This is a genomic window from Crassaminicella profunda, assembly GCF_019884785.1.
In the GTDB taxonomy this organism is placed as follows: domain Bacteria; phylum Bacillota; class Clostridia; order Peptostreptococcales; family Thermotaleaceae; genus Crassaminicella; species Crassaminicella profunda.
Genome location: NZ_CP082326.1, coordinates 770992 through 785522, shown reverse-complemented (window position 1 = coordinate 785522; position 14531 = coordinate 770992). Strand labels below are relative to the sequence as shown.

Annotated in this window: 15 protein-coding genes; 5 read left to right on the top strand and 10 right to left on the bottom strand. The window is 31.1% G+C overall.

The genetic code is table 11. From position 1 onward, the window contains the following. Positions 1–6 precede the first annotated feature (6 nt). From K7H06_RS03230 to K7H06_RS03190, 9 genes are all read right to left on the bottom strand, one after another. Positions 7–1077 (bottom strand): HD-GYP domain-containing protein, encoded by a 1071-nt coding sequence (locus K7H06_RS03230; RefSeq protein ID WP_223038532.1) that lies wholly within the window; start codon positions 1075–1077, stop codon positions 7–9. 191 nt (positions 1078–1268) lie between these two features. Continuing rightward, entirely contained in the window at positions 1269–1535 is a 267-nt protein-coding gene (locus K7H06_RS03225) for an HPr family phosphocarrier protein (protein WP_223038531.1), read from the bottom strand. Next, complete coding sequence (whiA, locus tag K7H06_RS03220) at positions 1536–2495, bottom strand: DNA-binding protein WhiA (RefSeq protein WP_223038530.1); 960 nt, start codon at positions 2493–2495, stop codon at positions 1536–1538. It abuts the gene before it with no gap. A gap of 194 nt (positions 2496–2689) precedes the next feature. Then, complete coding sequence (locus K7H06_RS03215) at positions 2690–3115, bottom strand: NUDIX hydrolase (RefSeq protein ID WP_223038529.1); 426 nt, start codon at positions 3113–3115, stop codon at positions 2690–2692. Positions 3116–3207: 92 nt separating this feature from the next. Further along, entirely contained in the window at positions 3208–4530 is a 1323-nt protein-coding gene (locus K7H06_RS03210) for a gluconeogenesis factor YvcK family protein (RefSeq protein ID WP_223038528.1), read from the bottom strand. A gap of 7 nt (positions 4531–4537) precedes the next feature. Continuing rightward, a complete protein-coding gene (gene rapZ / locus K7H06_RS03205; protein WP_223038527.1) occupies positions 4538–5401 on the bottom strand; it encodes an RNase adapter RapZ in 864 nt (287 codons plus the stop codon). A 16-nt stretch (positions 5402–5417) separates the two neighbouring features. After that, complete coding sequence (locus K7H06_RS03200; RefSeq protein ID WP_223038526.1) at positions 5418–6149, bottom strand: PHP domain-containing protein; 732 nt, start codon at positions 6147–6149, stop codon at positions 5418–5420. A 31-nt stretch (positions 6150–6180) separates the two neighbouring features. Beyond that, positions 6181–7104 carry a UDP-N-acetylmuramate dehydrogenase gene (gene murB, locus K7H06_RS03195; protein WP_484795929.1) on the bottom strand — a complete coding sequence of 308 codons (924 nt, stop codon included), beginning with the start codon at positions 7102–7104 and terminating at the stop codon, positions 6181–6183. A gap of 50 nt (positions 7105–7154) precedes the next feature. Beyond that, on the bottom strand, positions 7155–8513 hold the full coding sequence (locus tag K7H06_RS03190; protein WP_223038525.1) for an extracellular solute-binding protein: 1359 nt from the start codon (positions 8511–8513) through the stop codon (positions 7155–7157). 160 nt (positions 8514–8673) lie between these two features. On the opposite strand from K7H06_RS03190, the gene K7H06_RS03185 reads away from it, so the two are divergent. From K7H06_RS03185 to K7H06_RS03175, 3 genes are all read left to right on the top strand, one after another. After that, entirely contained in the window at positions 8674–9765 is a 1092-nt protein-coding gene (locus tag K7H06_RS03185) for a GerAB/ArcD/ProY family transporter (protein ID WP_223038524.1), read from the top strand. A 137-nt stretch (positions 9766–9902) separates the two neighbouring features. Beyond that, positions 9903–10442: a peroxiredoxin gene (locus K7H06_RS03180; RefSeq protein ID WP_223038523.1), complete on the top strand. Its 540-nt coding sequence runs from the start codon at positions 9903–9905 to the stop codon at positions 10440–10442. Between the two features lie 241 nt (positions 10443–10683). After that, positions 10684–12498 carry a WG repeat-containing protein gene (locus K7H06_RS03175; protein ID WP_223038522.1) on the top strand — a complete coding sequence of 605 codons (1815 nt, stop codon included), beginning with the start codon at positions 10684–10686 and terminating at the stop codon, positions 12496–12498. A gap of 77 nt (positions 12499–12575) precedes the next feature. Here K7H06_RS03175 and K7H06_RS03170 read toward each other — a convergent pair whose 3' ends face one another. Beyond that, positions 12576–13220 carry an Hsp20/alpha crystallin family protein gene (locus tag K7H06_RS03170; protein ID WP_223038521.1) on the bottom strand — a complete coding sequence of 215 codons (645 nt, stop codon included), beginning with the start codon at positions 13218–13220 and terminating at the stop codon, positions 12576–12578. Positions 13221–13373: 153 nt separating this feature from the next. On the opposite strand from K7H06_RS03170, the gene K7H06_RS03165 reads away from it, so the two are divergent. Continuing rightward, positions 13374–14351, top strand: a complete 978-nt coding sequence (locus K7H06_RS03165; protein WP_246637618.1) for an SDH family Clp fold serine proteinase — start codon at positions 13374–13376, stop codon at positions 14349–14351. Between the two features lie 15 nt (positions 14352–14366). Next, positions 14367–14531: a hypothetical protein gene (locus K7H06_RS03160; protein ID WP_223038520.1), complete on the top strand. Its 165-nt coding sequence runs from the start codon at positions 14367–14369 to the stop codon at positions 14529–14531.

Genomic DNA, 14531 nt, shown 5'->3' with positions numbered 1-14531 from the left:
AAAAAACTATTCAAGTTTCTCTAACACCTCTGAGATTGTAATCGATGGTAAATTCACAAGATTGACCTCTGCTTCATTCAAATATTGATCTCCTTGTTTGTTCCAAAAACACCTAACCTTAGGTTTATTAAGATGATTTTTATCTACAGCTACAACGATTCCTTGAACCCCTGTACTTAATTTTACAATGGTTCCAACAGGATAAGGTGCTACATGTGCAGCAAAATTATTTACAATTTCAGAATCAAATTGCAAATCGCCCATAGCCCTTAAATATTCTATCGCTTCATGGGGTAAAACCTTCTTCTTATAAACCCTATCAGAAGTCAACGCATCATATACATCTGCTACTGCAACAATTCTAGAAAATTCAAATATTTCTTTCCCTTTCTTTCCTAATGGATATCCTTTTCCATCATGTCTTTCATGATGGGTAAGAATCACCATGGCACTAAGGCTACTAATAGTAGCATGTTCTTTTACAATATCATATCCTAATCGAGGATGCTCTTGAATGATTTTATACTCAATATCTGTCAGTTTACCAGGCTTATTTAATATATCTGGAGGAATTGCAATTTTTCCTATATCATGTAACACAGCACCGATTCCCAATTTTTCTAATTTATCCCTGTTGTATCCCATAGTAATTCCTGTTATAAGGGATAACACACAAACATTAACAGAATGAGCAAAAGTATAATCATCGACTGCCTTAATATCAGAAAGATTGAGCATAATGTCCTTATTTCCTAACAAATCATCCAAAATATTACTTACTGCCTCAAATACTTCTTTTGTTTGTATCGATCTGCCCATATAAACATCCTTCATTGTCTCTCTGATAATGTTTTTTGCTTCAAATCTATTTTGTTCACAAATAACATCTTCAATCACAATATCTGATGTTTCTTTCGTATCTATGTATAGACTACTAATACCAATCTGCCTGAGCTTTTCAATATAGCTTTCTTTTAAGATTACTCCAGCATTCAACAAAACTTGCCCATCACTTCCGTTAATTGTTTTTGCTAAAATCATTCCTGGCTTTAGAAAGTTAAGATTTATTTTAAACATAGGATCCTCCAAAACTGAGATGGTAAAAAACATTCATTTTTAAACTTATTCGATATAATGATACAAATCCCTTCAAATTTTTTTTAAGATTCCAAAAATGCGTCTAAATTCCTATATTACCATCTCATCCCTATATTACATAAACTTACATTTTTCGTTCATTTAAAAAAACTATTCCCATTGGAATAGTTTTATAAATCTTCTTGTGGTTTTTCGAAAAAGTTTACTATTTCTTCTAGAGCTTGTTCTTCGTCAGGTCCATCAACAGTTACTACGATCTTTTCACTCTTCAATAACCCTAAAGCCATAATGCACATAATACTTTTTCCATTTACATTTTTCGTATCTTTTTCTACAAAAATATCAGAACTAAATTTATTTGCTAATTGTACAAACAAGGCTGCTCGTCTTGCACGTAATCCTTCTTCATTCATCACGGTGATTTCCCTATTGATCATTTACAACTCCCCCTCATTCTGCTTTAATTTTTCTGTGATCTTCTCTATTTTTCTTAATCTATGATTTACCCCTGACTTCCCAACAGGTGGATTTAACATTTGTCCTAGTTCTTTTAAACTAGCTTCTTTGTAATCAAGTCTTAACTCTGCTATTTCTCGAAGATTGTCAGGAAGTATTTTAAATCCTACAGTTTTTTGTATATACTCTATATTTTCTATCTGCCGAATAGAAGCATTTACTATTTTACTTAAATTCGCTGTCTCACAATTTACAATCCTATTTACATTATTCCTTACTTGCTTTACAATCCTTATGTTTTCAAATTTTAATAAAGCTAAATGAGCTCCCATAATATTTAATAGATCAACAATTCGATCTCCTTCTTTTAAGTATATTACATAACTATTTTTTCGTTGAACAATCTTCGCTCTAAGGTCAAAATGATTGATTAATTCTTTTAATCCTTCACTATGTTCTTGACTACTTGTAACAAATTCTAAATGATAGGTTTTCTCTGGATCACTTACAGAACCTGCTCCTAAAAATGCACCTCTTAAATATGCTCGTTTGCAACATTTATCCTCAATTAATTCTTTTGGTACATTATAATCTATTAAAAATTGTTTATGGTCTACTTTCAAAATACCTACTTTTTCCAGGATATCGTTTGCCCCCGCATCACTTGTGATAATAATTACATAGTGATTATTCTTTTTTAACAATCTATTTTTTCTTACCCGTAATTCCGTATGAATTCCAAAACATTTTTTCAATAATGTAAAAATTTTTCTTGCAATAGCAGCATTTTCTGTAATAATTTTTACATTTACTTTTTTATAGCCCATTAATTGTATTGTCCCACTCATTCGAATCAATGCTGATAACTCCGCTAATTGGCAACATCGATCTTCTGGAATGATCCTTGCCAATTCATTCTTCGTTTTCATAGAAAAGGACATCTTACCACCTACTTCCAAAACCTGAACGTTCCTTAAAAAATCATCCTTATTATACGAATATAGTACATTGTTATCATTATAACATAGATTCATATATTTTTCGTTAAATTTTATCATAATCTAAAAGATAAAAAATTTTAATAATACTAGTTTTTGCATTAAACCCTTTTTTTATAAGTTTACAAAAAAAGACCTCATTGGCTGTTGAGGTCTTTTTTTATGTCTTCGATGGCTTTTTGTATAATTGCTCTTTCATCATTATATTTCGCTATCTCAGTAGCCCTATCCATATGCACAAACCGTGCATCTACAAATCCTTCCTCTTTAAGAGGAATACAATCCATATTTCTAGTCCTCATTAAGTACCAATGAACCGTTTTATGGACTACCTCATGATCTTTCCAACAGTTTTTAAAAGAATAATTAATTTTTCCAATATATTTTACAATCTCACCTTTTGCTCTTCCTTCTTCATAAACTTCTCGAATTGCAGCAGCGTCTATGGCCTCATCTTGTTTTACTTTCCCTTTTGGTAATACCCAATCTCCATTGTATTTACGTAAAAGTAGTATAGCATTTCCAAAAACAACCACACCACCAGCACTAATCTCTTCCCTCATAACTTCCACCCCTAACTACAATGAGAAAATGTTTAGATGTCATTATGAACAGCATTTTAATTATTATATCATAAATTGATTAATCATTTCATCTATACTTTTTTCAATTCTTCACTTAGAATATAATAATCAATAATTTTTTTCTTATCAATAGCATACTTCTCTTCTAATACTAATTTTGTAATCATTTCAGATAACTTATTGGCATCATGTCTTATATACTGTTTCTTTATATCTACAAAAGGCCCTTCTATGACGCTAATATCCTTTTCTTTTAATATTTTACAATCCTTCTTCGTAAGCCTTATGGGCTGTGCACCATCATGGGCATATTTTTTTAATACTTCTTTGGGAATTTTCTCATCATTTACAAAAACATAATCAATATTTCCACTCTTTAAATATTCTATGATGGCCTCAACATGTTCTAATACACTGTATCCATCTGTTTCTCCAGGTTGTGTCATTACATTAGTTATATAAATCTTCGTAGCTATTGAATCCCTAATAGCTTTTCTAATATCCTCAACTAATAAATTAGGGATAATACTTGTATATAAGCTCCCGGGTCCTAAAATAATCACATCAGCACTCATAATCTCTTCTATAGATTCCTCTAGGGGAACTACATTATTGGGTTTAATAAAAACCTGATCAATACCACTATCAAATTCCTTTACCTTTATAGGAATTTGGGATTCTCCTTTAATGACCTTTCCATTTTTTAGTTTGGCATAGAGAGTAATCTCCTCCACCGTTACAGGTAAAACCTTTCCTGTAACAGCTAAAACATGGTTTATTTTTTTTATGGCCTCTTCAAAATTATCGGATATACCATTCATTGCAGCAATCAATAAATTTCCAAAGCTTTGCCCTTTTAATTTTCCTTCTTCAAAACGATATTGTAGTAATTTTTCCATAATGGGCTCTGTATCTGCTAATGCTAAGATACAATTCCTTATATCTCCTGGAGGTAGCATTCCTAAATCCTCTCTTAAAATCCCTGATCCTCCACCATCATCTGCTACCGTTACAATAGCAGTAATATTAGAAGTATATTTTTTAAGACCTCTTAAGAGAACAGAAAGACCTGTTCCTCCACCAATCACAACTGTTTTAGGTCCTTTATTCAAAATACGCTTTTCATATAATTTTTTATCAATCTTACACTTTACCAAACTTCCAGGAGTATCCAACAAGTTCACAATGGATGCTGCACCCTTTTTTAAACTAACAGCAATTAACACAATACCTAACAATAAAACCACTGGATAATAATCTAAAAAATGATTATTCAAAAACATCTTATTGATAAACGCATATCCACCAATGATCAAAAATGCAATACCAACAGATCCTAAAAAAAGCCATCTTTTTATTTTTAACCCTGGTTTTAACCAATCAAATAGTTTCATTTTAAGATTACTCCCTTACAATTGCTGAATCTCTATGATTGATAATTGCTCGATGTCCTTTTTCTTTCAATGTTTCATATAAAATATTAGCAACCGTTACAGAACGATGTTTTCCTCCTGTACATCCAATACCTATCACTAATTGAGACTTTCCTTCTTTTATATAATAAGGAATTAAAAAATCTATCAAATCATTTAATTTCTCTACAAATTGAATGCTTTCTGGCCACTTCATTACATAATCCCGTACCTGTTTGTCATTTCCCGTAAAAGGCCTTAATTCCTCAATATAATGGGGATTCGGTAAAAACCTTACATCAAAAACTAAATCTGCATCTAATAAAATCCCTTTTTTAAAACCAAAGGATTGAATAAATATAGTCAGATTATGACTGGTTTCTCCCTCCATATATATTTTTTTAATTTCTTCTTTCAATTGAGCTGAAGTCAGATTAGAAGTATCTACAATATATTTTGCATTTTTCTTTAATTCAGAGAGTCTATTTCTTTCTGCATTGATTCCTTCTATAATTCTTCCTCTAGGACTTAAAGGATGAATTCTTCTAGTTTCTTTATATCTTTTAATCAGCACTGGATCAGATGCCTCTAAAAATAGAATTTCATAATTATATCCCTGATCTTTAATAGCATCTAAACTCTCAAATAAATCATCAAAGAACCTTCTCCCTCTTATATCTATCACCAAAGCAATTTTTTCAATTTCTCCTTGTGCATGAATACATAGCTCTGCAAATTTAGGAATCAATGCTGGAGGAAGATTATCCACACAATAAAATCCCAAATCCTCCATACTCTTCATTGCCTGACTTTTTCCTGCTCCAGATAATCCAGTAATAATAACTAATTTCATAGTGATATCCTCCTTCCTACTCTTCTGCATTAATAATTCGATCTACATGAAGGCCTGCTTGTTGTGCTCTTTCTATTCCTTTTGCTACATTTCCTACATCAACGGGTCTGTGGGCATCACTACTGATTACAAATTTTGCTCCCTCTTTCATGGCAATTTTTATGTATTCTACTGTCAAAAAACCATGGCTGCTGTTGATTTCAAGTGCCGTTCCTCTATCTGCTGCAGCTTTTGCAACTTCTTTTGTATCAATATTGGCCTTAGCTCCTGGATGGGTAAGAATGTCAATAGGATTATTATAAATAGCTGCAACTACTGCCTCTGTATTGATCACCCTTACCTTTTTATCTACTGTAGGAAAATATCTAGCCAAAAAATTATTCCCATGTATTCTGAAACAATCCATCAAATTATCCGGTAAGGCACCAAAATGATATCCTGCTAGTACTATATCTAATTTGTTTATTGTATCCTGACCAATGTCCAATTTTCCATCTCTACTAATAATATTTGCTTCCATTCCTAGCTTTACATGGATCTTTTCAGTAGACTGATTGATGGCATTGATTTCTTCTCTCATCTTAGATAAATTCTTTTTTTTCATCCCAAACATTAAATGTCCAAAGCCATGATCAGAAATGGCGATTTCTCTTAATCCTTTTTGGATTGCCACATCCACGTTTTGCTGAATCGTTCCTTTTCCATGACTATATATGGTATGGGTATGATAATCTGCAAAAATTTTCATTTGTTCTTCACTTCCATTTCATAAAATTCTATTAAACTTCACCTATAATCTTTACCTCAGGCTCTAATAATACATGAAATTGATCCTTCACAACCTTTTGAACAAGCTCTATTAGGTGAATCACATCTTCTGCTGTAGCATGATTGACATTTACAACAAATCCAGAGTGAAGGGATGATACTTGTGCCCCTCCTACTTGAACGCCCTTGAGGCCTGCATCTTCAATTAATTTCCCTGCAAAATATCCAACAGGTCTTTTAAAAGTACTTCCTGCACTTGGCAAATGAAGGGGCTGTTTGGTCGTTCTTCTCTTTGTAAAATCCTTTATTTTTTCCTTTATCTCAGTAATCTCTCCCTTTTCAAATACCATTTCTGCTTCTACAACAACATATCCCTTTTTTTGAATAATACTTGTTCGATAATCTAAAGCTAACTGTTCTTTATTTAAATAAATTAATTTTCCTTCATCATCTACTACAAAAGCTCCTACTAATACGTCCTTCATTTCTCCACCATAAGCTCCTGCATTCATGGCTACTGCTCCGCCTAATGTCCCTGGAATACCGCTTGCAAATTCAAAGCCCTTAAAACTTTCTTTTACTAAACCATTAGATAAAGCAGATAACAAAACCCCGGCTTGCGCCGTTACACTATTTTCCTTTATATTTACCTCATTAAAATTATCAGCAAGTTTGATTACAACGCCTCTAATTCCTTTATCACGAACTAAAAGATTGCTACCATTGCCAATGATATAATAATCTACATCACATTCCTTGCAAACATTTATGGCCATTTGCACTTCTTCTTTTGTTTTTGGAAGTACCATCAAATCAACGGGCCCTCCTATTTTAAAGGAAGTGTGTTTGCTCATTGGTTCATCTTTTAAAATTTTAATTCCTTGGACATTTTCCGTCAATCTATTATAAATTGATTTTATTTCCACAGAGTTCACTCCTAGCTTATCATTATATTTATTTAATTTAAGTATACCATACAAGCCCACTACTTAATCATTTTTTCAGCAATCTGATTATAACTTGCAATCTTCTTTTCTGCATCCTTTAATGCATCTTCTACAGATTTATTATGAAGAAGAACTTGCCTAATCTGGCTTTGAATAATATCTTCAATGGCTAACCAATGAGGATGATTGGGAATATTTTTCGTATAAACTAAACTTTTCTCTATTTTTGACATGTAAGGATCATTTTTATAAATTTCTCCTACACTTTTTTTCACTGGAAAGGTCCCTAAACGGTTTAATTCCTCTTGAAATTTTTCTTGAGTAATAAATTTTAAAAATTCTACACACATTTTTAGTTTTTTCTTATCTTCCTGCTTAAATATGCCATAGGCAGATGTATTTTTACATATAGCTACAGGTTCTCCTACATTACCTATAGGATAGTTTGCCACATCAAATTCAAAACCTTCTCCTTTACTTTTCAATTTATTTAGTGCATTTACAGCCCACGTTCCCGTAGGATAAACAGCTACTTTTTTTTCTTTATAAAACCTTTCCCATGATTCTTTTTCTGAATTCTCCCCAAAATCATCTGGTGTTACTTTATATTTAAGTTTTAAGTTTACTAGTTTGTTTAAGCCACTAACTGCTTTTTTATTATTAAATTCATAATGAGTATTTTTTTTATCAAATATTTTTGCCCCATCAGAAAGTAAAATTCCCCAAGTATTATAATCATTTACACCAATAAAAGAATGAAATCCATATACGTCTATTTTTTCATCCCCATCTTCATCATATGTAAGTTTTTTTAAACTTTTTACAAATTCATCATAGGTCCATTTCCCATCTTTGGGAGGTGTTACCCCCTTTTCATGAAATAGATCCAGATTTAAAAGCATGGTATAAGTAGTCATCATACAAGGAAATCCCCATACCTTACCATCTACCTGAACAGCAGACAATGCTTGTGGTTTATAATCAGCTAACTCTTTTTTGGATAAATATTTGTCTACTGGCTCTAATACATTTTGATGAATAATGCTATAATCTGTAGCAACAGGAGCAATATCTGGATAAGTTTTGGTCTGTATGGCTGTTTCTATTTTAAAGGGTCCTGATTTCAAATTTAATGATTTTAGTTCAATATAAACCCCTGGATGATCTTTTTCAAATTTTTTAATTTTATTTAACATCCATCCATATCGGGTACCACTCTTAGTATCTAAGTGAGGATAATCCCAAAGGATGATCACCCCTTTAAACGCTTCCTCTTTTTTTCCTTCTATATTTTTCGGTTTCTTTTTCCCAATCAAATAGAAAGGTCCAAAAATAATAAATGCACACAATAATAAACATAAAAAAAAGGTACCAAATCCAACCTTTCTTTTTTTCATTCCCACACACCTCCTATCCTATATTTATTACCTAAATATATGCTATATTCTTAAAATGTTCTTTCCTTATAAAACTAGTTGATTTGGGAAAACTATATAATGTTTATTTAATTTGAATATTTTACGATTGCTAATTAATTACTATTGGGAGGACATATTATTGAATAAAGAGGTTCTTTCTGATCAACAAGGTATATCCATTATAAGCTTATTTATAATAGGAAGTTCAATCGTACTGACTACAGCAGGGGCAGCAAAAAAAGATTTATGGATTGCAATTATTTTATCCATTATGACTGCACTGCCTATAGTATTCGTGCATTCTAGACTTTTAGTACTTTTCCCCGAAAAAGATTTATATGATATTCTTGAACTCATTTTTGGGAAATTCATAGGTAAAGGATTTTCATTACTATTTGTATGGTTTTCATTCTTTTTAGGAGGATTAGTATTAAGAGTTTTTGGCGATTTTATTTTTATAGTTTCTTTACCAGAGACCCCTAAAATTATATCCATGTTTATGATTGGTATTTTATGTATTTGGGGAGCAAAGGAAGGAATCGAAACATTAGGTAGATGGGGAGAATTTTTTTTAATAGGTACTATTCTTTTGATACTTCTAGTTTCTTTATTGTTAATTCACAAGATGAATATAAATAATCTTCGCCCCATGTTGTCTGAAGGTATACAACCCCTTATTAAAGGTACTTTTCATGCGTTTATATTTCCTTTTACTCAAACCATTGTATTTACAACCTTTTTTTCTTCTTCACATATAAAATCAGTTTATAAAGTTTATATATTAGGTATATTCATAGGGGGAATCATATTATATGTATCTTCTACTACTGATATTTTAGTATTAGGCTCTACTACTGCTGGAAGCATGTATTTTCCCACCTATACAACTGCTAGATTGCTAAAAATTGCAAATTTATCTTCTGGTTTTGAAATTATAATCACTACTTCATTTTTAGTAGGAGGCTTTATTAAAGTATGTATGTGCTTATTAAGTACTTGTAACGGCGTTGCTAAAATATTCAGTTGTACAAATTATAAGTTTATAGTAACACCTATTGGCTTATTAATCATTAATTTATCTTATTTTATCCATGATAATGTAATGGACAAAGCAGAATTTGCTTTAGATGTATATCCTAGTTATGCTCTTCCATTTCAAGTAATTTTACCTATTATTATACTTATTTCTGCTGAAATAAAAAAGAAACATTTGAACAATCATTCAAAATAAAATAGATATAAAAAAATTTCATTTCAAAATATCTATCATTTTATAGATTATATATCCATGTACTATCTACCTCTTGTGTTTAAAAATTTCATTTTCGGGCATATTAAAATCGTAAATAAAAGAATGGAGGCGAATTTATGGCTGAAAGAATCATTGGAAAAGCTGCACCCCATTTTAAAATGAAAACAATCGATGGTGCTGGTGAAAATTTTTCAGAAGTTTCATTAGATCATTACAAAGGAAAATGGCTTGTTATGTTTTTTTATCCCCTAGATTTTACCTTTGTTTGTCCAACAGAGATTACAGCCTTTAACAAAAGAATGGATGCATTTAAAAAATTAAATGCAGAAGTTTTAGGGGTAAGTACAGATAGTGAACATTCCCATAAAGCTTGGATTCATACATCCATAGAAAATGGTGGTATTGGAAAGCTCTCATTTCCATTAGCTTCTGATCGAACACTAAAAACATCACGTGATTATGGCATTTTAATAGAAGAAGAAGGAATTGCCTTAAGAGGATTATTTATCATTGATCCAGAAGGCACACTTAAATATTCAGTCATCCATGATTTAAATGTAGGTAGAAGTGTAGATGAAACTTTAAGGGTTCTACAAGGACTTCAATCTGGTGGTTTATGCCCAATGGACTGGCAGCCAGGAGATGACTTATTATAAAATGAATTGCAAGCTACAATCTAACAAGATTGTAGCTTGTTTTACTCATATAGAAAAATCATACGAAGGCGATGATGATAACGTCATTCCTTATCCTATCATCACCTTTTAAATGTAGACAATCAAGGTGGATATCTATATATATTTTAAACGACTTTTTATCGTATAAATAATTCTGTAAAGTATGCTATAATATAAAAGTTCTAAGTACTCTATAAAGATTTCTATTTAGGAGGATTTTATGAAAAAACTAAAATTATTTTTAAGTTGTATCTGTTTTTTGATGATTGTACTTTTTCCTTTTCATGGCTTTACCGAGCAAGAAATTAAGGGAACTTATGAAAAATCTTCTAATGAAGTACTTTTCAATACAGGTGTTCAAACTACTTATTTAGACACTTACACCATAAATGGACAAGAAGATGTTTTTATCTGTATTGAAGACTTAGAAGCCCTTGGCTATGAAAAAAAATGGCATTCCCTTCTTCGAAAAACTATTTTCACAAGAAAGGGCACTTATGCAGATCAAGAAAAAAAATATTTCATTGAAGATTTGAATTTCTCTATTGATACAAAAATCTTAAAAAAGAATGCAGCTCACTTAAAAAGCAAAGGAAATATTTATAAGAGCGATGTATCTGTATATGTTGGTGACAAGAACGCAACCACCTATAATGCAAATGGCTATTCTTTAATTGGTTTAAATGAATTAAAAAGATTAAAAATTCCTTATTTCTTTTTATTCTATAAAGAGACTAATCATGACCAAAAGCTTTACCCCTTACTCACAACTAATGGATATGGAGTAGTAGACCTTAATGGAAATCTTATCCTTAAGCCCCAATTTGATAAGCTATTTTTTCCTGAAAATAATGCTAAAAACCTTTTAGTAAAAAAGGATGGTTTTTATTGGATTATTGATAGAAACGGAAATTTTATCAAAAAACTGATTCAAGATAATGAAGAAATATATACTCAAGTAAAAGAAAATTATATTATTTTTAACTTTCTAGAAGAAAAGAGACGCTACAAAATATTTGATTTTGATGGAAATGATTTGTTTCATGAAGATTTCAGGGATATTAATGTATTAGATGAAAACCATATTTTTATAAAAACAAAGGAAGATATAGGAAAAGTTTATAAAAAAGAAAAAGATACTTTCGAAGAATTCTACACGTTTGAAAAACCTATCTACAAAGTATTTAGAGTAGACAAAAATATGATTTTTGCTACTGGTATTTACCCTCACAAAGTTTTAGTAGTAGATAAAGATCAAGGAATTCTTTCAGAAGATGAATACCCTGATATACATCCATTTTCTAATGGATATGCTGTTGTTGAGCTTGCTAATAACAGATATGCCTTTGTCAATGAAGATTTAAAAAGGATATCTAGTGAAGATTATCGAGATATAGGGAAAGTTCATAATAATTTATTTGCTTTTCTAAAAGATGGAAAATATGATGGGCGTAGTTCTTCTGAGGGTCTTAAAGGCGCTACCTTTGGTCTAATGGATATAAAAAAAGGACTTGTTCTTCCACCAGAATATAAAAAAATCAGAGTCTACAAAGAAGGAGCTATCAGATTTTCTAAGGTTGGCAAAAAATACGGTATCCTTGACTTGAATAGAGAAATCATTCTTGATGAAAAATTTGATCACATTTTTATGAAAAATAATCACTTCTATGCTTTAAAAAATGATACTTTCTATATTTATGATACAAAAGGGACTTTAATCGCTAAAGAAAAGAATAACAATCAATATGATTTAAGAGAAAATACAGGCTATTTTGTACAATTTTGGGATGATGGTAAAAAAGACAATCTCCCCGCTGGAGGAAATTGGTCCAACGATAGACCAGACGAAAAGCTTCCATTAGGAATAAAAGACGTTGTTTTACATAGCTTTAGAGATGAGAAAGCTCATCATGGCTTCGGAAATGTAAATAGTATTCTTACAAAGGATGATTTATTAATCCCTTATGCTCTTACTTATAGAGGATGTCCTGTACCTCCTCCTGATTCTTATTTCCCTACTTACTTAATAAAGTAAATCTATATCAAAGAAAAAGCGAAGAAAATGATGAAAATTTTCTTCGCTTTCTTTTTAACCTTTTTTAAGTTTCCTAATTATTTTGCTTGGATTGTATCTGCATTGATTGTTGTTCTTTGTCTGATACTTTTTTCAATTTTAGGGCATCTGATTTCCATAATACCACTTTGTAAGTTTGCATCAATCGCTTCTGCTCTTACACTAGTTGGAAGAGCTACTGTTCTATTTAATACAACATTTTCAGCACCTGTCCATGCAACACCTGAAATAGTAACAGAATTATCTGTTACATTTAAGTTTACATCATGAATTCCTAAATTTCCTACGCAAGCAGTAACAACTACATCACTAGTTGTTTCAGAAATATCTATAGATGGTTGAACCATTAAGCTTCTTACATAATATCCTTGAGAAGGAATCATTGTATTTGAAATAAATCCACCACTAGTTAATTGATTAAATTGACTAGCATTGATAGCTGTATTTACATTATTCATTCCTAATTGATTCCATTGAGTTTGAGGATAAGCTACAAATTGGTTTGTACCTGCTACATTCATATTTCCAGATACAGTATTTAATGTGTTATGAGCACTTACTTGACTAGATGGATTTAAGCTATAAGTTACTGTAGTACCTATATTAGAAATAGTTCTTGATACTGGAGCAAAATGTAATTGATTTGAAATTGTTCCTGAAATTTGTTGATTTGTAAAATGCATGTTTGTTCCTCCTCATTTTTTTATTAATTTATTTACCTTTACTATTATTGATTTTTGGACTCTAAATTATTCGAAAAAAAAAGAGCAATATTTTTCGTGTAAAATTCAAATAATATTTTTGGTTACTATTGAATAATAGAAAGGATCGTTGCTATGATGCATCATCAAAGAAGAAAAGAACTCATTCAAGAAATATCAACCATCAGAAAATCCCATGTAATTTGTTATATAGCTGGAGATCGACAAAATGTTAGCACAAGAATTGCACCAGATATTATTCCCATATTTCATGAATATTTAGAAGAAATCCCCAAAGGGGATCCTATCGATTTATTCTTATATACAAAGGGTGGCGATGTACTTACTGCTTTAAGACTCGTGCATCTTATTTATGAATATACAGATAAATTTTCTGTTTTAATCCCCTTTAAATCCTATAGTGCTGGTACCCTTATTTCATTAGGCTCCTCTGAAATCCTTATGACAAAAATGGCTGAATTAAGCCCAGTGGATCCAAATGTTACAAATGTTTTTAATCCACAAGATCCCCATAATCCTTCTGCAAGAATTCCTATAAGTGTGGAAGATGTTTATTCTTTCATTACAATTCTTAAAAGTACTATAGGGATTACAGATGATGCTTCTTTAGCAAAAATATTCTCACAGCTTCTAGAAAGTGTCCATCCCTTAGCATTAGGCAGTATTCATAGAACCTATTTATTAATTCGTTCCGTTTCCAAAAAACTCCTGAAAATGCATATGGCACCTTCTCTTGAAATGGAAATGGAGGAAATTATCAATCACCTTACAGAAAAGTTATTTTCTCACAGCTATATGATCAGTAGAAAAGAAGCATTAGATGATATTCATCTTCCAGTAACCTATTGTGATGATCTATTAGAAAAGAAAATGTGGCATTTGTATGAAGAATATAAGGATGATTTACTATTAGAACAACCCTTTCTACCTGAAAAGAATGCTGATATGAGTGGAAGATTTTCCGTTTGCAGCGGCATTATTGAAGGTATTTCTAAAACAAATGCCTATTTGTTTGAGGGCATCATTCAAAGGTCTAATGACCCTAATCAAAACAATGTAAATATCATCCATCAAGGCTGGAAAAAAATTTAGGAAGGATGAAAGATTTTGAACAATCCATCAAAACGTTATCTAAAACTTTATAAAGAATCAGGCTGTATATTAGCCAATTATCAAACTCAAAAAGATGATGATGAAAGTATTATCATTCCCTTTGAAAACAATGAGTCAAGCGGGAGATTCAAATTTTCAAGAAAAAAAGGATTGGAGTAA

Excerpts from the sequence above, each read along its gene's own strand:
- K7H06_RS03230 (WP_223038532.1), bottom strand. The coding sequence starts at position 1,077 with ATGTTTAAAATAAATCTTAACTTTCTAAAGCCAGGAATGATTTTAGCA.
- K7H06_RS03225 (WP_223038531.1), bottom strand. The coding sequence starts at position 1,535 with ATGATCAATAGGGAAATCACCGTGATGAATGAAGAAGGATTACGTGCA.
- whiA (WP_223038530.1), bottom strand. The coding sequence starts at position 2,495 with ATGTCCTTTTCTATGAAAACGAAGAATGAATTGGCAAGGATCATTCCA.
- K7H06_RS03215 (WP_223038529.1), bottom strand. The coding sequence starts at position 3,115 with ATGAGGGAAGAGATTAGTGCTGGTGGTGTGGTTGTTTTTGGAAATGCT.
- K7H06_RS03210 (WP_223038528.1), bottom strand. The coding sequence starts at position 4,530 with ATGAAACTATTTGATTGGTTAAAACCAGGGTTAAAAATAAAAAGATGG.
- rapZ (WP_223038527.1), bottom strand. The coding sequence starts at position 5,401 with ATGAAATTAGTTATTATTACTGGATTATCTGGAGCAGGAAAAAGTCAG.
- K7H06_RS03200 (WP_223038526.1), bottom strand. The coding sequence starts at position 6,149 with ATGAAAATTTTTGCAGATTATCATACCCATACCATATATAGTCATGGA.
- K7H06_RS03190 (WP_223038525.1), bottom strand. The coding sequence starts at position 8,513 with ATGAAAAAAAGAAAGGTTGGATTTGGTACCTTTTTTTTATGTTTATTA.
- K7H06_RS03180 (WP_223038523.1), top strand. The coding sequence starts at position 9,903 with ATGGCTGAAAGAATCATTGGAAAAGCTGCACCCCATTTTAAAATGAAA.
- K7H06_RS03175 (WP_223038522.1), top strand. The coding sequence starts at position 10,684 with ATGAAAAAACTAAAATTATTTTTAAGTTGTATCTGTTTTTTGATGATT.
- K7H06_RS03170 (WP_223038521.1), bottom strand. The coding sequence starts at position 13,220 with ATGCATTTTACAAATCAACAAATTTCAGGAACAATTTCAAATCAATTA.
- K7H06_RS03165 (WP_246637618.1), top strand. The coding sequence starts at position 13,374 with ATGATGCATCATCAAAGAAGAAAAGAACTCATTCAAGAAATATCAACC.